Origin of the sequence: Pelotalea chapellei (assembly GCF_018531195.1) — a bacterium.
GTDB lineage: Bacteria > Desulfobacterota > Desulfuromonadia > Geobacterales > Pseudopelobacteraceae > Pelotalea > Pelotalea chapellei.
This window is the reverse complement of sequence record NZ_JAHDYS010000008.1, coordinates 139,996-158,482: the sequence shown is the minus strand read 5'-3', so window position 1 is coordinate 158,482 and position 18,487 is coordinate 139,996. Positions and strand designations below refer to the sequence as shown.

The 18,487-nt window shown below is 55.9% G+C and carries 14 protein-coding genes; all 14 read right to left on the bottom strand.

Going from position 1 to position 18,487, the window contains the following annotated elements:
* Positions 1 to 84: 84 nt before the first annotated feature.
* The 14 genes from KJB30_RS10225 to KJB30_RS10160 all read right to left on the bottom strand — a co-directional run bounded on the left by KJB30_RS10225 (position 85) and on the right by KJB30_RS10160 (position 18,486).
* Positions 85 to 474, bottom strand: coding sequence for a DUF3135 domain-containing protein (locus tag KJB30_RS10225; protein ID WP_214298750.1), 390 nt, complete (start codon positions 472 to 474; stop codon positions 85 to 87).
* 189 nt (positions 475 to 663) lie between these two features.
* Positions 664 to 1,674, bottom strand: a complete 1,011-nt coding sequence (locus KJB30_RS10220) for a DUF2950 domain-containing protein (RefSeq protein ID WP_246545619.1) — start codon at positions 1,672 to 1,674, stop codon at positions 664 to 666.
* A 51-nt stretch (positions 1,675 to 1,725) separates the two neighbouring features.
* Positions 1,726 to 3,153: a DUF3300 domain-containing protein gene (locus KJB30_RS10215; RefSeq protein ID WP_214298748.1), complete on the bottom strand. Its 1,428-nt coding sequence runs from the start codon at positions 3,151 to 3,153 to the stop codon at positions 1,726 to 1,728.
* A gap of 828 nt (positions 3,154 to 3,981) precedes the next feature.
* Positions 3,982 to 4,644 (bottom strand): DUF1318 domain-containing protein, encoded by a 663-nt coding sequence (locus tag KJB30_RS10210; protein ID WP_214298746.1) that lies wholly within the window; start codon positions 4,642 to 4,644, stop codon positions 3,982 to 3,984.
* 53 nt (positions 4,645 to 4,697) lie between these two features.
* A complete protein-coding gene (locus KJB30_RS10205) occupies positions 4,698 to 8,225 on the bottom strand; it encodes a hypothetical protein (RefSeq protein ID WP_214298744.1) in 3,528 nt (1,175 codons plus the stop codon).
* Between the two features lie 57 nt (positions 8,226 to 8,282).
* Positions 8,283 to 8,792 (bottom strand): MogA/MoaB family molybdenum cofactor biosynthesis protein, encoded by a 510-nt coding sequence (locus KJB30_RS10200; protein WP_214298839.1) that lies wholly within the window; start codon positions 8,790 to 8,792, stop codon positions 8,283 to 8,285.
* A gap of 8 nt (positions 8,793 to 8,800) precedes the next feature.
* Positions 8,801 to 9,280, bottom strand: coding sequence for a cyclic pyranopterin monophosphate synthase MoaC (moaC, locus tag KJB30_RS10195; protein ID WP_214298743.1), 480 nt, complete (start codon positions 9,278 to 9,280; stop codon positions 8,801 to 8,803).
* Between the two features lie 250 nt (positions 9,281 to 9,530).
* Positions 9,531 to 10,598, bottom strand: a complete 1,068-nt coding sequence (locus tag KJB30_RS10190) for a type IV pilus twitching motility protein PilT (protein ID WP_214298742.1) — start codon at positions 10,596 to 10,598, stop codon at positions 9,531 to 9,533.
* A gap of 84 nt (positions 10,599 to 10,682) precedes the next feature.
* Positions 10,683 to 12,335: an ATPase, T2SS/T4P/T4SS family gene (locus KJB30_RS10185; protein WP_214298741.1), complete on the bottom strand. Its 1,653-nt coding sequence runs from the start codon at positions 12,333 to 12,335 to the stop codon at positions 10,683 to 10,685.
* 187 nt (positions 12,336 to 12,522) lie between these two features.
* A complete protein-coding gene (dnaB, locus tag KJB30_RS10180) occupies positions 12,523 to 13,902 on the bottom strand; it encodes a replicative DNA helicase (RefSeq protein WP_214298740.1) in 1,380 nt (459 codons plus the stop codon).
* A gap of 125 nt (positions 13,903 to 14,027) precedes the next feature.
* Positions 14,028 to 14,999, bottom strand: coding sequence for a D-2-hydroxyacid dehydrogenase (locus KJB30_RS10175; RefSeq protein ID WP_214298738.1), 972 nt, complete (start codon positions 14,997 to 14,999; stop codon positions 14,028 to 14,030).
* Positions 15,000 to 15,050: 51 nt separating this feature from the next.
* Positions 15,051 to 15,431, bottom strand: a complete 381-nt coding sequence (locus tag KJB30_RS10170; RefSeq protein WP_214298736.1) for a RidA family protein — start codon at positions 15,429 to 15,431, stop codon at positions 15,051 to 15,053.
* Positions 15,432 to 15,724: 293 nt separating this feature from the next.
* Entirely contained in the window at positions 15,725 to 16,582 is an 858-nt protein-coding gene (locus KJB30_RS10165; protein ID WP_214298734.1) for an ABC transporter substrate-binding protein, read from the bottom strand.
* The gene (locus KJB30_RS10160) at positions 16,582 to 18,486 is read right to left on the bottom strand and encodes a TonB-dependent receptor plug domain-containing protein (RefSeq protein WP_214298732.1); all 1,905 of its coding nucleotides are present in this window, start codon (positions 18,484 to 18,486) and stop codon (positions 16,582 to 16,584) included. Before KJB30_RS10160 ends, KJB30_RS10165 begins: the two co-directional genes overlap by 1 nt.
* Between the last annotated feature and the right edge of the window lies 1 nt (position 18,487).

Below are 18,487 nucleotides of genomic sequence, written 5' to 3'. Positions count from 1 at the left end.
TAAACCTTTGCTCCACCTTATTCAGCGGGGGACTTCGAGTTCCCTCTACAAAAAACATCGGGATGCCGCCGTTGGTAAACCATTTTAAAGGCCTTTGGCTCCCTCGTTTCTGCCGCCATTCAATAGAGATAACTTCGGTCTTGTGGCAGGATCCTGCACACAGACAGCATCAAGCAACCTCTTGCAACCATACGATAGTTGCGCGAGTTCGCCATCTTGTCCAAAGATGCGGCTATAGAAAATATTTTCCATTATCTGCATTCTTTGAAGCGGAGTCTTGGCTTTCCGGAGTTGACCCTCAATGGACCACTGCATTTGTCGAAGTTTGGTTGTTTCCTTTTCAGTTTTACCAATGCATGCCTGGTGAATGGCAGCAGCAGCAAGTTCATCAAAATAAGTTGGATCTTTTTTGTAGAGCTCACTCAATCCATCCGGCGTATAGTCCCTGAACTCGGTTTGTAAATCAGTGTGCATGGCATTCGCTCCTATTTTTTCACAGGATCTGCCGCTCCACTACTTACTATAACGCCTAAACTTCCGATCTCAACTTGCTGCCTGTAGGGTCCGAAACGGTAAAGCACGCAAGCGTGAGATTTTTGATGACTGTTGGACCACTTTTGATTGCATCAGCAGATCAGACAGTTAACAACAGCAACGCCTGTGTTATGGACGCTTCTGATCTACCGGGCAAGGCACATTCGCTGCCGTTGCTCCCAGATCTTTGACTCTTTTCCAGCTCTTATCGGGATTGTACACTGTCATCGCTTCGGCCAGGCGCCGGGTATTTTTACCGAGATTCTTCTCAAACAGGATCCCCTCCTGATTTACAACAAACGTCATCACCCCGGAATTGCCGTATTCAGCGGGATATGCCACCAGAGCAAACCCAAGGATCATCTTGTCCTTGACCACATAGCTGTAGGCACCACCCTTGGCGTTTTTGCCCTGCCCCTTGAGGACTTTGAAATAATACCCGTGGAATGGTGAAAGATTGCCATCTGCTGAGTACCCTTCCTGCGCCGCCTGGGCAACCAGCGGTCCCAGCGGACTCTGTTCCTCCCCCTCCCTGGCTTCCCAATAAAGGCCGTCACGACTGCCCCGTGTACTTATGATACGCTGGGCAAATTCGACCCTGCCTCCGCCACGGCAATCTCTGCTCGCATATTCGTGCTGTGCATCCACATATGCATCGATTACATCAATAACATACAGTTCGTTGCGCCCGATCCTGCGGTTCAAAACTTCTTTCTTCCCTTTTCCAATGTCAAAACCCCAGCTGTTCCCCTTCCTGACGATCGGGATAGGCATGGACCAGTCATCGGCGCCGATGTGCAGGATCCTGGTGCTGGCTGTCCGGGCCTCCAGAGAGTGCTTCTGCTCATAAGATGCGACGAATTTGTCACGACTCGCATTGTCGGCCACACTGTCACCCGAAGAAACCAGCTCCTTGCTGCCGGGTCCGAGGATGGACAGCATCGTGTTCAGATCGTCCGCCCTGGCTGCGGCAACGAGTGCCTCCACCGCCTCCTCGGGTGACGAAAAGCGTTTCTGTAGTGCTTCCGCTGAACTTATATCCGGAGCCAAAGTGAACATACCCAGAATTACGGTGACTACCCAGGCGAGCAGGGCCATCCAGATCCTCCCACTGATATTTTGCACAATTGCTATTTTCATGACTTCCCCCTGTATGCATTATCAGGTTGTTGACCTGACCGGATCCTGCAGCTATCTACGCCCACCACCGTGGCCACCGCCGCCACCGTGCCCGCCACCATCACCACCGCGTAAGGTACCACCAGATCCGCCACCACCGCGCAATACGCCCCCCGGGGCGCCACCGCGCGAAAAGCCACCACCTGAAGCACCGCTTTGGCGACTAGCACCACCTGTCTGCGGTCTGATTTCACTGCTGCGATTGCTTATACCGCCACGCTCACCCGCCCTGCGCTCGAGGTTTCCTTCACCAATGCCCCTGAAGGGAGTATCACGAACCACGCCACGTTGGGAGCGATCAGGTGCTGACTGCACTCGTGGCGCAGGCGAGCCTTCACGAGGTACTGATTGCACCCTCGGTGTGGTTGATCCTTCCCGGCGTATTACAGGAGCCGTGGTGTCTGCTGAAGGAGCCTGCCGCACAGTTGGTGTCTGCGGTGTCTGCGGCACAGCCTGTCTCACCCCCCGCTGCGGCCTCACGTTCTGCTGTTCAATGCGCGTTCCCGGATAACCGCGTCTTTCCCGGTTGGAGGGCGACGATACGAATGCACGGGGAGTACGCGACCCGAAACGTTCACTCGTTCTCAGATCCCGGTACGCCACCCCTCTGCGATGTTGCGGATTGTGCCTCCAGACATTGGGGGTGCCACCCCGCCTGCCATAGAAGTCATCCCGTCTGACATGATGGTGAAAGCTCCTGGTCCTGTTGATGTCGATATGAACCCGGTGAAACGGCCAATCAAACCAGGCCCATGAGAAGGCATTGAACCCGAAGAAAATGCCGGGACCAAAGCCGATGTAGGCTCCGCTGTAAAACCCGGGAGGATAGTACCAATAATAAGGGGGGTAAGCCGGATACCACCAGGGACCATACACATAAGCCGGATCGTACACCGGCACATACACGACCTCCGGATTGGCAGGCTCGATCTTGATGATTTCCTTCTCAACAATCACCTTCTGCTGCTCGCTCGTATTGAGATTACCCTGGGCCATGGCCTTGCTGCGCAACTCCTGGATTATGGCCATGACCTCCTCTTCCTGCCCCAGGAATGCATCGCCAAGCTTCCTGGTCTGATCGAGCTTATCGCTCATCGCCTTGAGGATGTCGGGGAAATGGCAGATCGATTTGACGCTGGGATCCCAATTCTTGTCCTGCAGGGCATTATCCAGGTCAGTACCTTTCAGCTGCAGATTCTTGCTCCGCCAACGGTCCGCCTCCACCACTTCCAGCGGATAGGTAGAAGCCATCAGAATCTGGGCGGTCAACGCATCCGGGTAGAGCGCAATAGGCGCAACCATCTGGGTCAACTCTTCCTTGCTGAAGTGATAGGCCTGATCGGAATCATCTTCATCCTGAGCCATTATTCCGGCAGGTATTACGAGCAAAGCGACGATGGTCAGAATCACCTTACGCAATACTGGTATAAATGCTCTCATAAAATCTCCTTTGCTGCGTGTACTGACTGCTGCACCTTTTCACGTAGTCATATTATATACCTTGTGGGGATGGTGGAGAACGAACAAAATAAGAGGAAGCTATCAAACTGCGGGGCGAACGGGGAGAGAACCGACATTTATAGGAGCAATCAATATCTGTTGCCGGTTAGGTCTTTTATTACTTATTATTCCAACTTGAGCCGTACATCATGTTAAATCACCAACCATTGCCGCTATTCAACCAGGCTTCAGACACTTTTCCAGTACTTTAAACCCGGTTTGCTGTCCGAAACTACTCCCGGACCATTGCTGAATTTCCATCCAAGCCGGAACACCTTTGGCTGATCTCAACTGACTGGGGAATAGAAACCGGAGTAGAAGGGGTTACTACCACAGTGTTAATCGGGGCAGAGGAAGGTTGAGCAAATGGTTTCTTGGGTACCAGAGGTGCCTGGTTAGTATTCGAAAGCGACTTTCCGAGGACTCTTGGTTGACACCAAGCAGAGGGCGGTACTTCTTCTGCCTGCTCATGTTTCATTCTGTCGTTTTCCATCAGGCTAAGTGCAATGACTGATTCGGTATCACCGGCCCTGACAATGGGGATCAAGACCGTCAACTGAAGCACGGCCACTCCCAAGCAAAAAAGAAGCCTTTTCGCATGTTCCACAAAATCCTCCCTGCCCACACCATTAAAAAATATTTTAGATTGCAAAACTTGAACCTGAAAATCGGCTGTAACTACTATTTTCTTGTGTGAGAAAATCAGAATAAAAATGGCGCTTTTCAGACATGAAAAGCGCCATTTAAAAAAACGTTTTCAGATAATGACTATTTCTGAACCCAACGCCCATTCTGCAGCTGAATCCACCATCCCGGTTTAGCCGCTTCACGCCGGTTTTCGGCAAAAGTTGCTGCCGATTTGCCCATGACCTGACCGAGAGCCTCAGGAGTCTCTTTCTGCTTGGTCAGCTTCAGGGTGGCCTTGGCCATGCTCCCGACCACAACCTTGCGGCTCTGGTTTTCAGCAGCGATCATTCCTTCATCTCCTGCAGCCAGCTTGGCCTTGTCACGCACGCTTACCAATCCCTGATTGCTCAAGCCGATCGCGCCGCTGCCAAACAATTCCGTCAGCCGTGGCAATCTCTGACTCATCTCTGCATAGGCTTTGGTTACCTCCGGCATGCTGGCCAGTTCAACTGCAAGAGTATCTGCCTCACTTTCTGCAGCTTGAGCCTCTGTGACCATGCTGAACAGAGGCTGCGGCCCGAAGAGGCGGCTCTGTGGTTTTACCTCGGGCTGCCCCTGTTCAAGGCCCGGCTGCTTCTCTCCAGGAACCTTCTCCGCCGGATTTTTCAGCAGCATGTCATCCAGAGACTTGTACGCCTCTTTGGCTGCTTTTTCCGGAAAATACACATTCACCGTAATGATCGCACACGCTGCCAACAGCCCACACACCCCGGTTATCAGCCATTTCATCATTCTGCCCTTCATGGTTCCACCTCCATTTATTTTTCTCTGTAAAATGGGTTACAACCCGCAGTATATCATTCCTGCCATTGAAATCCGGGAGTACTCGGCGCGCCTCCCTCCTGCTCTCCTGCTGGAGCTTCACCACCCGTTGCCCGGGTACCTCGCACCGCCGCCTGCTGTATTGTATCAAGAAGATGATCAAGTGCTATACGGTTCTGTGATGGAGCAATCGAAACACTCAGGTCCTTAACCCCAAAGACATTGGTATTTTTGATATCAAGACGTTCGAAGGTCAGATAACCATGCTCCAGTATTGCGTTGATTTCCGCATTGTCGTAGGCGCGGTCATTGCGGAAAAAGAACCCGCTCAACTTCTTCCCTGACAGCTTTTGAAGAAATTCCTTGCTGATCAGCATCTTTTCCCGCTTATCCTCCCGTGCCCACAATTCGGTGAATCCGGACAGGTCGGTCAGTTTTTTTCCGGAGGCGTCAATACTGATAACCCCGTCAAGCAGGCCGGAGATATACCCCTTGATCTTTGGAAAAGCATTACAGAGCTCCTTGAGGCTGAGACTGTCCAGGAGCAGATCCAGCCGGGAGGAGAGGTTTCGATCAATACTGAAGGAGGTTTTGCCGTAAATGTTCCCCCCATAGAGAGAAGCCTTAAGGAGATCGACCCTGGTGACGCCATTCCCGGCGCTCATCTGCAGTTTGATACTGCCCAGATCCTGGGGACCAACCGCCAGGCTTCCTATGCTGACTGATGATGCTGCGCCCGATTTCCCGCGCAACTGGGTAAGCAGACGGGGGTAATTTTCGCGGGTAAAGCTGAGGGTGTCAAAGCTGCGGCCGGTGTTCTTCCCCGAAAAATCCAGAGAGATCGGAATCTCGCCGCTGAGGTCAGCCAGCCGCAATTGTTGCGTATCCAGCCCGACACCTTTCAGCCGCACTGCTCCCTGCAGCAGCATCCTGCCCTCCTGCAGATCTAAAGCCCCCTCCCCTGCAACCGTACCAGTAAGAGTTGCCTCCTGGATCATTCGAGGCATGACGTTAACCACTTGATCAACCATGCCGTTTACCGGCGTAACCGGCAGCGCAAAGGTAAGACGCCCTGTTCTTCCGGGAGAAGCAGCCTGCTCAATTGCTCCCTTAATGGTAACTGCCACAGCTTCACCGACACTGACAACAGCAGAATTGACTGTTACTTTCTGACCCGAGATACCGCCACGCAGATTGATCCCGCCATCGGAAAGCAGCGTCTTGCCTGTGCTGTTATTGATGGAAACATTCTTTACATGAACTTCCAGACGCGCATCCGGGCCGGTTGCCGGTGCATAGGAGCCTTTGCAGGTAATATCCGCCAGGCCGCCCGTTGGAACAGCTTTCCAGGCGGCAGGAACGATACCGGCTGCCTGGGTCAATTGTGCCTGCTGTATCCCCACCTGAAAAGTTGATCCAGCGCCGGGGGCAAAGGGATTGAAGGCGAATTTGCCTGCCAGCGGTCCTCCCAGTACTGTCCCGCTAAGGTCGCCACTGGCGCCTGAACGGGCAAATGTCAGACGGGCAGCAGACGCGGCCAGCGGCTTTCCCTGCCAGGTGGCATCCGCAAAACCCAGTGATGCATTCCCCTCCAGCCATTTGTCCCCGCCGTTCGCTATAAAGGCACCATCCATTGTGGCCGAAACGCCATTTATCGCCAGCTGATCACGCCTGAATTTGCCACCGGCCAGTTCGAGCACCAGCGGGAGGCGGGTTATCTCTCCAGCGTCCTTACGAGGAATCACTGCCGACAATCGTTCGATAGAGCCGGTTACTCCTTCCACCTGAAAGGTACTCCCGGAAAGAGCCAGCCTGTCGTCCACCAGACGGTATGCAAAGGCGGCATCTCCCCCCTTGCCACCAAAAGCAACACCAGAAAATCTGGCATTGCCTGACAACTCCAGCTTGCCTTTTATCAGCCCCAGGCTGAAATCCGTGACACCGTTTTTCAGTGCAAAAACCTTTTTCTCCTGATGTCCCTGGACAGACACGAGTTCAACCCGTCCTGCTCCATGAAGGTCCCGTGCCCCCTGCCCTGCGGCGCGAAGTGATATGGAGGCGGTCCCGGAGTCTGGCTCCAGATTGTACTGTTTCAGAAACGGACGCAGCAATTGCAGCGGTGTCCGGGGGACATTCAGTGTGACCTTGAAGGGCTCAGGCGCCTCTTTCCTGAAGGAAAATTGTCCCGTGAACGGTATTCCCATGGCTCTACCGGAAAGAGGACTGACCTCTGCCGCCAACGGCTTCATTTTTGAGGAGAGCGCCATACTGAAGGAGGTATCTAGATCCTGCAGCAGGGACTCTGCAGAGGCTTTCCCTGAATGGAGCCTACCTGCCAGCCGGATATCCTTATCTGCTGCAGCCAGACGCAGTGTCCCCTCGACTCCGCTGACGTAGGTCCTGCCATTACGCTTCAGCAGGCCGTCCATAAGGGAGAGGGAACCCGAGGCGGAGGTGATTCCCCGTGCTGCGTCACCCGAAACTTTTAGAACAGTGCTAGCGAGCCTGCCTGTCAGAATTGTTGTGCGGCGTTCTCCCTCCGGCAGCAGTCCAGTCACTCTGGCCAGATCGACCTCCCCTGCGGAAAGTTCTCCGGCAAACTTCCGTTCCGTTCGAAGCGAGGACGCTCTGCCCGAGGCATGCAGCTTGATCAGATCATTGACAGACAGGGTCGCTGCCTCCAGCCGCACCTCGTCCTTTCCCGAATCATAGCCGGCACTGGCACTCAATGCGCCGCCCAGGGGCGCGCTTCCAGCTATCAGCCGCATACCCTTGAATTGATACAGAAGCGAAGTCTGCACCAGTTTTCCCTGCATGACAGCCGTAGCCTTGAGCACCCCGGGTTCTTCCCCATAAAGGGGCGGCTTTTTCAGGCCAAGCATAGCGGCCACACCATTCACGGAAAAAGTCGGTGCCGACAGAGTCAGGTCAAGAGCCGGCTGGCTTCCTCCCCGGGCACGGCCGGCAATGGTATAGCGATTTTTAACCGCATCCTCGAAGACCAACTGCACATCCGCATCTGCTGTTCCCTTGCTGGAAACATTATGCAGCTGCAGGTTGATATTCTGCATGGCCTGATCGTTGATCGAGATTTTTCCGTTCTTTACCACCAGCTGCCGGATATAGAGCTCGGCGCCCGACGGCTTGCCGCTAGCCATCGAACGCTGCAACTCCGAAAAGTTCCATACACCCTTGCTATTCTTGCGGATATCAAGCTTGAGTCCATCGATTTCAATCAGCCGGAAGTAGCGCCTGCCAGTCACGAGGCTGCGCCATTGCGGCTGTATGGCAATCGCATCTGCCGCTGCCAGATGGCCCGAAAAACCGGGGCTGTCGACGGAAATTTTTTCGAGTCGAAGAGTGGTGCCGGTCAGTTCAAGATGCGATACCAGAACCGTCTGGTGGAGCGATGTGGTCAACAGGCGGGACACCTGGGAAGCTGCATGGGGAGTAGAGAGGTACACCGCAAGGGCGATGAAAGTGAGACCGCCGACAAGAAGCAGAGCGATCAGAATACGGAAGAATGGCTTTAATTTTGTGGTTTTCTGTTTGGTGTCACTCATGCGCCTGCATCCCCCCACGGAATTGTAACCATGGATCTTGCACGTGACAATTTGCTATCAGGGGCACGTCGGATTGGTGAACCTGTCCCCGCAGTCCTCTTGGCCGCCACGGATCTTTTCCACCGCATGGCCGATCACCTGCCAGACCGCTGCCAGATTTTCCACGGCACCTTTGGGGCTTCCCGGCAGATTGATGATCAACGACTGGCCACGAATACCCGCAACTGCTCGTGACAGGGATGCCATGGGGGTTTTTTCCAGACTCTTCAGGCGCATGAGTTCCCCGATGCCGGGTATCAGGCGTTGGGTTACCTGCATGGTCGCTTCGGGGGTGACATCACGGGGAGAGACGCCGGTACCGCCGGTGGTCAGGATCAGATCCGCCAGATCCGCATCGGCCCATTCCGTCAATACAGCGACGATCTGGTCGTGCTCGTCAGGGATGATCTGTGCATGCACCGTCTGTGCTCCCCGTTCAGCCAGCCAGGCGGAAAGGGCCGGACCGCTCTGGTCCACCCGTTCACCCCGCGATCCCTTATCCGAAAGAGTCAGTATGGCCACCCTGATCATATCTGTCATGGTGCCTCCCGTCGATAGACGCCGCTCTTGCCGCCTTCCTTATACACCAGGCGGATTACACCGATGCTGATGGACTTGTCAGCCCCCTTGCACATGTCGTAGATGGTCAGGGCCGCCAGGCTGGCGCCGGTCATGGCCTCCATCTCCACGCCGGTGCGTTCGAACGCCCGCACCGTGCACTTCACGGCCACCTGCCCGGCCGGTTGGTTAAGTTCGAAATCAACCGAAATGGCATGCAGCGCCAGGGGATGGGACAGGGGGATCAGCTCCCAAGTCTTCTTGGCAGCCTGGATGCCGGCCAGACGAGCCACGCCCAGCACGTCTCCCTTGGCCACGCCACCGCTCTGAATGGCGGCCAACAGTTCAGGCGACATCTGCACGAGCGCCTCGGCAATGGCAGTTCTCATGGTTTTCTGCTTGGCCGAGACATCCACCATCACCGCATTGCCTGCTTCGTCAAAATGGTTGAAGTTCATATAGAGATCCTCTTTTTTGTGTGGCGACCCGGTTTGTTCTGAACAGGTTACTCAAAAATAGTCAGATCGTCGCACCCGCAGGAAGCCCCGCGGAGGCCCTCACCCGGCCTTTGGCCACCCTCTCCCATAAAGGGAGAGGGAACAGAATGCCCTCCCCCCATTGTGGGGGAGGGATAGGGAGGGGGCCAGCGCTACGTCGCACAAGGTGGCTGACGAGGACGGCGGCGAGATGGCTGTTTTTCAGCAACCTCTACCCCGCCGCTGCCGGCAGATACTGTTCGAACTGTTTCTTATCTATGGCACACCGATAAGCCTCTTCCGGATTGATTCGCTTGGTCTTGAGCAGATCCAGCAGGTGCTGATCCATCAGCTGCATGCCGTCTTTCTTGGCAGTCTGAATGATGGAGGGGATCTGGAAGGTCTTTGCTTCGCGGATAAGGTTGGCGATGGCCGGGGTGCCCAGCATGATCTCCAGGGCAGCAACCCGCCCCTTGCCGTCGGCCGTCTTCAGCAGTTGCTGGCAGACTACCCCTTTCAGCGATTCGGACAGCATGGCCCGCACCTGTTCCTGCTGGTCGGTGGGAAAAACGTCGATGATGCGGTCAATGGTCTTGGCGGCTGTATTTGTGTGCAAAGTACCGAAGACGAGGTGGCCGGTTTCAGCGGCGCTCATGGCCAGCTGAATGGTCACGAGGTCGCGCATTTCGCCAACCAGGATGATATCCGGATCCTCACGCAGTGCCGCCCGCAGGGCCGATGAAAAACTCTCGGTGTGCTCGCCGATCTGACGCTGGTTGATCAGCGACTCCTTGTTCTCGTGGATGAACTCCAGCGGGTCTTCCAGGGTCAGGATATGTTCTTTGCGGGTGGCGTTGATCAGGTCGATCATTCCCGCCAGGGTGGTGGACTTGCCCGAGCCGGTCGGCCCGGTCACCAGCACCAGTCCCTTTTTGAAATTGGTCATGCGCCTCACCCCTTCAGGCAGCCCTAGGTCATCAGCCGACAGGATCTTGGAGGGGATGATGCGGAACACGGCGGCAATTCCACGGTGCTGCATGAGGATGTTGCCGCGGAAACGGGCCAGCCCTTCCACTGCATAGGCGAAGTCCAGATCCTTGGTCTCCTCGAAGTGTGCCTTCTGCTTCTCGTTGAGAATCTCGAACAGGATCGCCTTGAGCTCGTCATTGCCGAGGGTCTTAAACTGCAGCCGAACCATCTCGCCGTGCAGGCGGAAGATCGGCGGATTGCCGGTAGAGAGGTGCAGGTCCGAGGCTCCCTGCTCTTTCATCATCTTGAATAGTGCGTCAATGCGTGCCATGGCTCTACTCCAGGGGTACTTGTTAATCCAACTAAACATAGAGGGGAGCACTGAAATCGGGTCCCCTTCGCCGACTGCAAGAGATTACATCATAACTGAAGCGATAAATTCCTCCGGCGAAACCTCTCCTGCTGTCAGCAGCCGCAAGGCCTCACTGTAACTGCCATGGTATCCCCTGGAGCCGAGATAGAGTTCCAGGGAGGGCACATCGGCAGCCTGATTGAAGGCGTTGCGGAAATCTTCATCAAACACGAACGAATCCAGCAGAAAGCGACGTTCGCTGAATCCGCTGGCGCCGCAGACTTCGCATCCCGCAGGATGATAAAATACAGGCGGAACTTGCTCCAGCTGCATGGCGGCCAGCTGTTCGCGTGGTGGCACATATTCTCTCTTGCAGGAACGACAAAGCATCTGCAGACTTTTCACGGATATCACACCGTTCACAAAAGTCGGCAGAAAATGATTCTGCTGCCTGCTGTGCAGCAGATACCGCAGAACCGCAGCGGTGCTACTAATGGCAAGCCCTGCCAACACCAGCTTGCCTCGCATGGCAGCGCGACAGGCTGCGGTGAACGGCAACCCGCCGGCAACATCTTCGATCACCAGGACATCCGGGTCATGGTCAAGAACATCCATGATCAGACGGGCACGGTCGGTATCGGACTCTGGTAGCGGAATCCGCGGGAAGTTCCCGCCTCTTCTGCCGGGACCATCGCCGAGGATGATCACGTTTTTTCCGGCGATACTACTCTCCTCCAGCACCAGGTCCATCAGCTGACAGCGCTCCTGGATGATTCCTGAAGCAAAGAAGGTAATACCCCTGTCCGCCCTGAAAATCTGTGCAACCGATTCCTTTTGCTCACCTGGAACTTCAAGATCGTCCAACCGTGCAGGGACCGCCGGGGCGATCTGGTGTTTCAGAGTGACATAATCACCGCCGTATCCTTGCAGTAATGCGACTTGAAAAGTGACGGTCCGGTTTTTAACCGTCAGAGAAATTGTTCCACCAGAAGCCGCTTCACCGGTTGCAGCAATTGAGGCAGTTTTTCGCAGGCGCCGGATGAATTCAGGGTAATGATTAAGCAGCAGAGTGCCGATCTGGCTGACAACGCCCTCCTTTCGGCCACTCACCGTTACCTGTTCAGTGGATGGGTGCAGCGACAGTGAGGAAAGCCGGTTCCGCAGAATAAACACCAGCAGGTAGTCCAGCAACTTGCCCCCGCCGATATCGGCATTGATGATCTCGAGTACGGCAGGAGAAAAAGCGGGGGATTCGAAACCCATCTGATCACGGCTGGCTGCACCATACCAGGCGTCGATCATTTCGCGAATTTCGCGGATCAGCGCTACGGAAAGATTAACGCTTAATCCGGTCAACCGCTCGATTGCCTCGGTTGCAGCGCGATTAAGCGGGTCTGCGATGGCAATACTGAGCTCTCCACCTGCCGCTATCAGGGGGATGAAATTATAGGTTCTCGCCAGATTGCCCGGAATCAGGGCGATGGCCGCAGGATCGATCATCTCCTTCTTGAGGCGGATGTAGGGCAAATCCAGCTGATTGGAAAGCGCCCAGTCAATATCCTCCTGGGTAACAATCCCCAGGTTCACCAGCGCCTCGCCAATCCGGCAGCCGGTGCGCTTCTGCATCTCGAGTGCCGCCTGCACATCGGCTTCGCTGATGATCTGGGAGGCGGACAGGATCTCTCCCAGACTCCCTTTTTTTACCGGTTCTGACATGTACGTCCTCCCTTAATTAGTCAGTGGAGATGCGCTTAGGTCAAGGCTCCCTCTCCACTCAGTGGGAGAGGGTCGGGGAGAGGGGTGGTTTTTCTCCAAGATGACACCCATCTTACCGCTGCTGTCTGCTTCACCCTCCCCTAGCCCCTCCCATCAAGGGAGGGGAACTTTGTCCCTGGTCCCCGCCTTAACTGTCGTTGCGCTCGCTCAGGTTCTCAAAGCGGGTATGCTCGCCGAAGAAGGCCAGCGGGACGGTGCCCAGTGCGCCGTTCCTCTGCTTGCCGATGATGACTTCGGCGTTACGTTCATGACCGTGGGTACAGGAACCGTCACGTTTGCGGCAGTTGTCGCAGTAAACAGCCTCGCGGTAAACGAACATGATCACGTCCGCATCCTGCTCGATGGCGCCCGACTCACGAAGGTCACTCATCATGGGGCGCTTGTCTGCCCGTTTTTCCAGTTCGCGGTTGAGCTGGGAAAGGGCAATCACCGGCACATTGAGCTCCTTGGCCAGGGCCTTGAGGGACCGGGAAATATCGGAGATCTCCTGCTGACGCGATTCCGTGTTGGCTCCTCCCCGCATCAGCTGCAGGTAGTCGACAATGATCATGCCAAGGTCATGCTCGCTCTTCAGGCGGCGCGCCTTGGAGCGGAGTTCCAGCACCGTGATGGCCGGAGTATCATCAATGAAAATCTTGGAATCGTGCAGTATGCCGGCAGCCCTGGTCAGGCGCGGCCAGTCGGAATCCTGGAAATGGCCGGTGCGCATCTTGCCGAAATCGATCCTGGCGATGGAAGCGAACAGACGCATGACCAGCTGCTCCTTGCCCATCTCCAGAGAGAATACCACGGACGGCACCCGGTTCTTGTTGCGAGGATCCGCACTGGCATATTCAGCGATGTTCAAGGCCAGGGTGGTCTTGCCCATGGAAGGACGGGCTGCGATGATGATCAGGTCGCCCGGCTGGAAACCGGCTGTCATCAGGTCCAGGTCCACATAGCCGGTAGGGGTACCGGTAACCAGCTCCTTTTTGGAGTGCAGGGTCTGCAGAATTTTGAAGGTGTCCTTGATGATGTCCTTAACCATCACATACTGGGGGCGCAGCTTGTTCTCGGATATCTCGTAGATGTGCTTCTGGGCCACATCCAGCAGTTCGTTGACATCAGCCTGCTCGTCATAGCCACGGGTGACTATATCTGTGGCAACGCTGATCAGGCGGCGGTTGGTGGACTTTTCTTTGACGATCTTGCAGTAGTAGGAAACGTTTGCCGCTGTAGGGACATAGTCCACGAGAGTGGCCAGATAAGCTGCACCGCCAACCTCCTCCAGCTCCCCCTGCTTTTTAAGCATGGAACTCAAGGTGATCAGGTCACACGGTTCACGCAGGTCGGAGAGTGCCATCATGGCCAGGAAGATCTTGCGGTGGCTCTCACGATAAAAGTCCTCAGAGGTCAACACCTCCAGCACGCGGTTGATTGCATCGTTATCAATCAGAATGCCTCCCAGAATGGACATTTCGGCCTCCAGGCTCTGGGGGGGGAGTTTTCTCAAATCAGGGCTGCTCATAATTACTTTCTTACTCCTGTATGCTGCGATTCAAAGTTTTACACCTAAAACGAACGACCCAACTATAACCCATTCAATATTCTCGTGCTTCATTTTTTCTGGTGCAGGGCCGACTCTGACAGAATTCATCTCAAATACTGGCCGTTCACCACGTTGATCGGATCACCCTTGATAAAAGATGCCATGTTGGCGGCGACAATCTGCATCAGCCGCTTGCGGGCCGCCAGAGAGGCCCAGGCAATATGGGGGGTGATCACACAATTGGAAGCGGTCAGAAGCGGATTGTCCGGCAGCATCGGTTCCACGGCCACAACATCCAGGCCGGCACCGGCAATGGTGCCCGCACGCAGGGCCGCCGCCAGATCGGCCTCGTTCACCAGCCCGCCCCGAGCCAGGTTGAGCAGAAATGCGCTCGGCTTCATCAGCCCGAGAGTACGACTATTGACGAAACCGGCGTTGTCAGCGGTCTGCGGGCAATTGAGCGACACCACGTCCGCGGTTTTGAAAAGTTCGTCGAGGGGCACGAAACTGACCGGCGTCGGACCGGGATCAGCCGGGATACGTGGGGCATGGGCAATGATGCGCATGCCGAAGGCCGCCCCGATACGGGCTGTGGCCCGGCCGATGGTACCATAGCCCACGATCCCCAGGGTCAGTCCGTCCAACTCGACAATTGGCTTTTTCCAAAAGGAATGATCCTGATTGCGACACCACTCCCCTGCCTTCACGGCCTGGTCATGCATCCCGGCTCCGGTTGCCAGTTCCAGAAGCAGGGAAAAGGCGGTCTGGGCCACAGATTCGGTAGAATAGGCCGGCACATTGGCCACCGGAATGCCCCGCGCTCCGGCGGCGGCAATATCCACGTTGTTATAGCCGGTGGCCAGCATGGAGATGTATTTAAGCTTCGGCAGAGCGGCAATGGTAGCAGCGTCGAGCTTGACCTTGCTGGTCAGGATGATGTCGGCATCAGCGGCCCGATCGATCTTCAGTTCGGACGGGGTGCGGTCGTATATCACCACTTCTCCCTGTGAAGTCAACGGGTCCCAGGGGTTGTCGCCGGGGTTGATGGTGTAGCCGTCGAGGATTACGATTTTCATGGGAGACTCCTTGGTTTCAATCTGGAAAAGACCATTCTGGATGTTTTCTCGTTAACCCCTGCGAGCTATCATTTCGATTTCAATTTTTGCTCCAAGCGGTAGCGATGCAACGCCTATGGTCGTACGTGCAGGAAATGGCTGACTGAATTGCTTCTTGTAAACTGTATTCATCGCGGCAAAATCGTTCATATCAACAAGGAAGACATTTACCTTCATGACGTTGCTCTCATCAAGCCCCGCCGCCTTTAAAACTGCGAACAAATTTTTGAAACATTGCTCAGCCTGAGCAGAAACATCTCCGGTAACGAGCTTACCAGATATTGAATCAATCGGAGTCTGGCCGGATAAGTAGATCACATCCCCCGCTTCCACTGCATGGGAATATGGGCCAACTGCCACTGCGTTTTCAGCAACAATTGCTTTTCTGGACATGTTGTTCCTTTCACTCCCAGCGCCTACTTGTTTAATATAAAAACCGATGCATATAAAAATGTACTACTTTAAAACATTCCACTTTTGCCAATCACAGCAGCTGTTATTGGCAGATCTGTTTATGTTCACTCGCGGCAACCACATTGAGGATTTGAAGTGGTCATGCGGAGCTTCTATGTAAAGGCAGGGATTAAAAAATCAGGATATGCCGACTGCAACTATTGATGCAATCAAACTGAATCAGTCACTATTGGAAAGATTGCGGCAGGGTCTACAAGCCGGTACTTGTTCTGCTAATCACCCAGGTTCATCCCCAGGCGCTTGAGCAGGCTGGCATTGCCTTTAACCTGACCGCTGCGGGGCAGTTCCGGCGGCACGTCAGCCACACCGCCCCCCTGCAGAATCCGCTCGGTCATGGCTGCCGCCTGGCGCCCCATTTCCACCCGGTCCAGATCCACCGCAGCCACGGCTCCTATAGAGAGAAAGGCACTGGAGAAGCTTACCAGCGGCAAGGAGTACCGGGCAGCCACCAGAAACCACTCTTCCGATATTTCGCGGGTCACGACGGTCGGATCGGCAGGCATCCACAGGCCATCCACCCTGTCGGCCAGGGAGTTCAGCGCTGCGGCCACTTCGCGGGAGTTGTTCACCTCGCGGGTCACCAGCTCGATACCGGCTTGCCGGGCCGCCTGACGGGCCTGGCGCATGTACCAGCCGTTCTTGGCCGAATTGTAGACCACCCCCACCCGGCGCAGCTTGAGGGACTGAAAAATCTTCAGGTAGCGTTCCGGCGGCGCCATGATACCAATCCCCGTTAGGTTAGGCTGGCTGGTGGACGGGGGAGTGATACACAGACTCATCAGGGCGATTACCGGAGTCTGCAAAGTTTTGCGCGCCTCTTTCAGGGCCGCATCACCGAGAGCCAGCACCAGGCGGGGGTGCTCCTCGCGCAGGATCCGCAGCATATCAATCTCAGTATAATCAGACAGAACAACCAGGCGCTGACTGCCGGCATACACTGCACGGAAGCCCTTCAGCACCTCATCGTAGCCCGGATCGCGCCTGCTCAGCAACACCAGCACCTCATAGGCCTGGACCGTGGATGGCAGCAGGATCGAACAGGCGAATATGAAGAGCATCAAACGTCTCATCAGAATCTCACCTGCACTCCCCCCTCGTACCAACGGTTCACGGTGGAGTAGAAATCGGAGCTGTTGAAGTTGCCGTTGAACAGGTTGTGGGCGGAGAAGAACAGCTCCAGGGAGGAGTACTGCCGTTTGAGCAGCATGGTCCCAAGGTGCAGATCCCAGATCAGGCCACGGTAGCTGCCGTTGGCCTCAACCGGATTGTTCCAGTAGATGTGGCTGCCGGTCAATACCCCCCGGAAGGTGGCATCGTCATAGCGCAGGGCCAGTTTCAGCGTATGGGTCGGCTTCTCCTGGCGTACCGGTGTTCCGTCGCTGGTGCGCGTGGTCTGGGTAAAGGTATAGCCCCCGGTCAATGACGTGTTGAACACCGGCGAAGTGCGAATTTCCAATTCGCTGCCCATGGCCAGCTGCTGCTGGACAGCCGCGCCCCAGGTCATGTTGCGGAACAGGGTGCCCTTCAGCCAGAGATAGGGCACGGCGCCGCTCTCCACCCCCACCTGGGTGGTCCAGATCTTTGCCAGGGGTAAGGGAGTAACCCACAGAAAGGGCAGTCCATAGCCGCGGCCAGTATAGGCTCGCAGCAGGGTGCTGTCGCTGACCTGCCAGGTGCCCCCCAGGGAGTAGCTGAGGTTATCACCGTTGGTCTGGGTGTGGTCCAGGCGCAGCCCCGGGCTCAGGCTGAACGGCCCGCGGCTGTAAGTATCGTTGAGGTACAAACCCCAGCGGTCCGCGTCACTGGTAAAGGGGCTGAAGGAACGGCGATTGGATGAGTTAAAATAGGTTTCCTGGTGGTTATAGTCGCTGCCGGCCACCAGCTGATTGTTGTCGGTGCGCCAGATCAGTTTCAGGCTGGCCCCGCTGACGTAATCCTTTGAGATTTCTGCAGGCAGGAGAGGGTTTAAGAGACTGCCGTCGCTGATGGACAGGAGGCTGATGCCTGCTTCCATGAAAGAATGGCGCCCGGTAATCTCCAGTTCCAGCCCTTCCCGCAGGGTGTGACTCAGGCCGACGGAAGCCAGCAGCAGGGTCTTGTCTGTTCTGTCCCGCAGGTTAAACTGGGGAATGTAGGTGTCGCCCATGACAGCGCGGTTGTAGCTGAAGGTACCCCACAGCCGGGTGCGGGGGTCAGCGGAGTAGTTCAGCTTGGTATAGGCATGACTGGAGCCGATGTGCATGCCCGGCAGCAGCCCTTCTGAGCCCAGATACCCCCCGGAGAGATAGTAACCCAGACTACCGACGCTGCCGCTCAGTTCCCCACGGGTATCGGCCGTGGTGCCTTCCCCGATGGAGGCGGTAACCGATCCGCCCATGGCCCGGCGCGCTTCGGGCGACTTGGTGATGACATTGATCACCCCGCCCAGTGCCGATCCCCAGGCAGTGGAAGCGGCCCCCTTGACGATCTCGACCCGCTCTATGATCTGGGCCGGTATGGCAGCCACATCGGGGTAATTGCTGTTCAGATTGGAGGCGGAGACGCCATCCACAAAAACTTGGGAGTGAATAAAGTCCGTGCTCTGGATCTGGGTGAGGACCGGCAGGCCGGGGATGCCGCTCCTGCGGTTCAGCTGGATGCCGGGAACCGCATCCAGCACATCCGCCAAGGTATGTGCATTGAGCAGTTCGATCTCACGGGCGGTAATCACGGTCACGTTCTGGGGGGTCTGGGAGAGCGGCCTGGGTGCACGGCTGGTGGTGGAGGAGCGCTCCTGCCAGGCGGAAAACATCGCAGCGGCATCCTCGACCTCTTCGCCGTGGGCCCCCAGGGGAGACATTAGTGTGGTCCAGCAGCACAGGGCCGTGAGCAAGGTACGCAGACGGCAGAGGGATGGCACCGAAAACAGAAGGCGCCGTTCTTCAGCAAAGAGGACAAACAGCGCCCACAGATTATGCAATAGGTTGAAAAACATG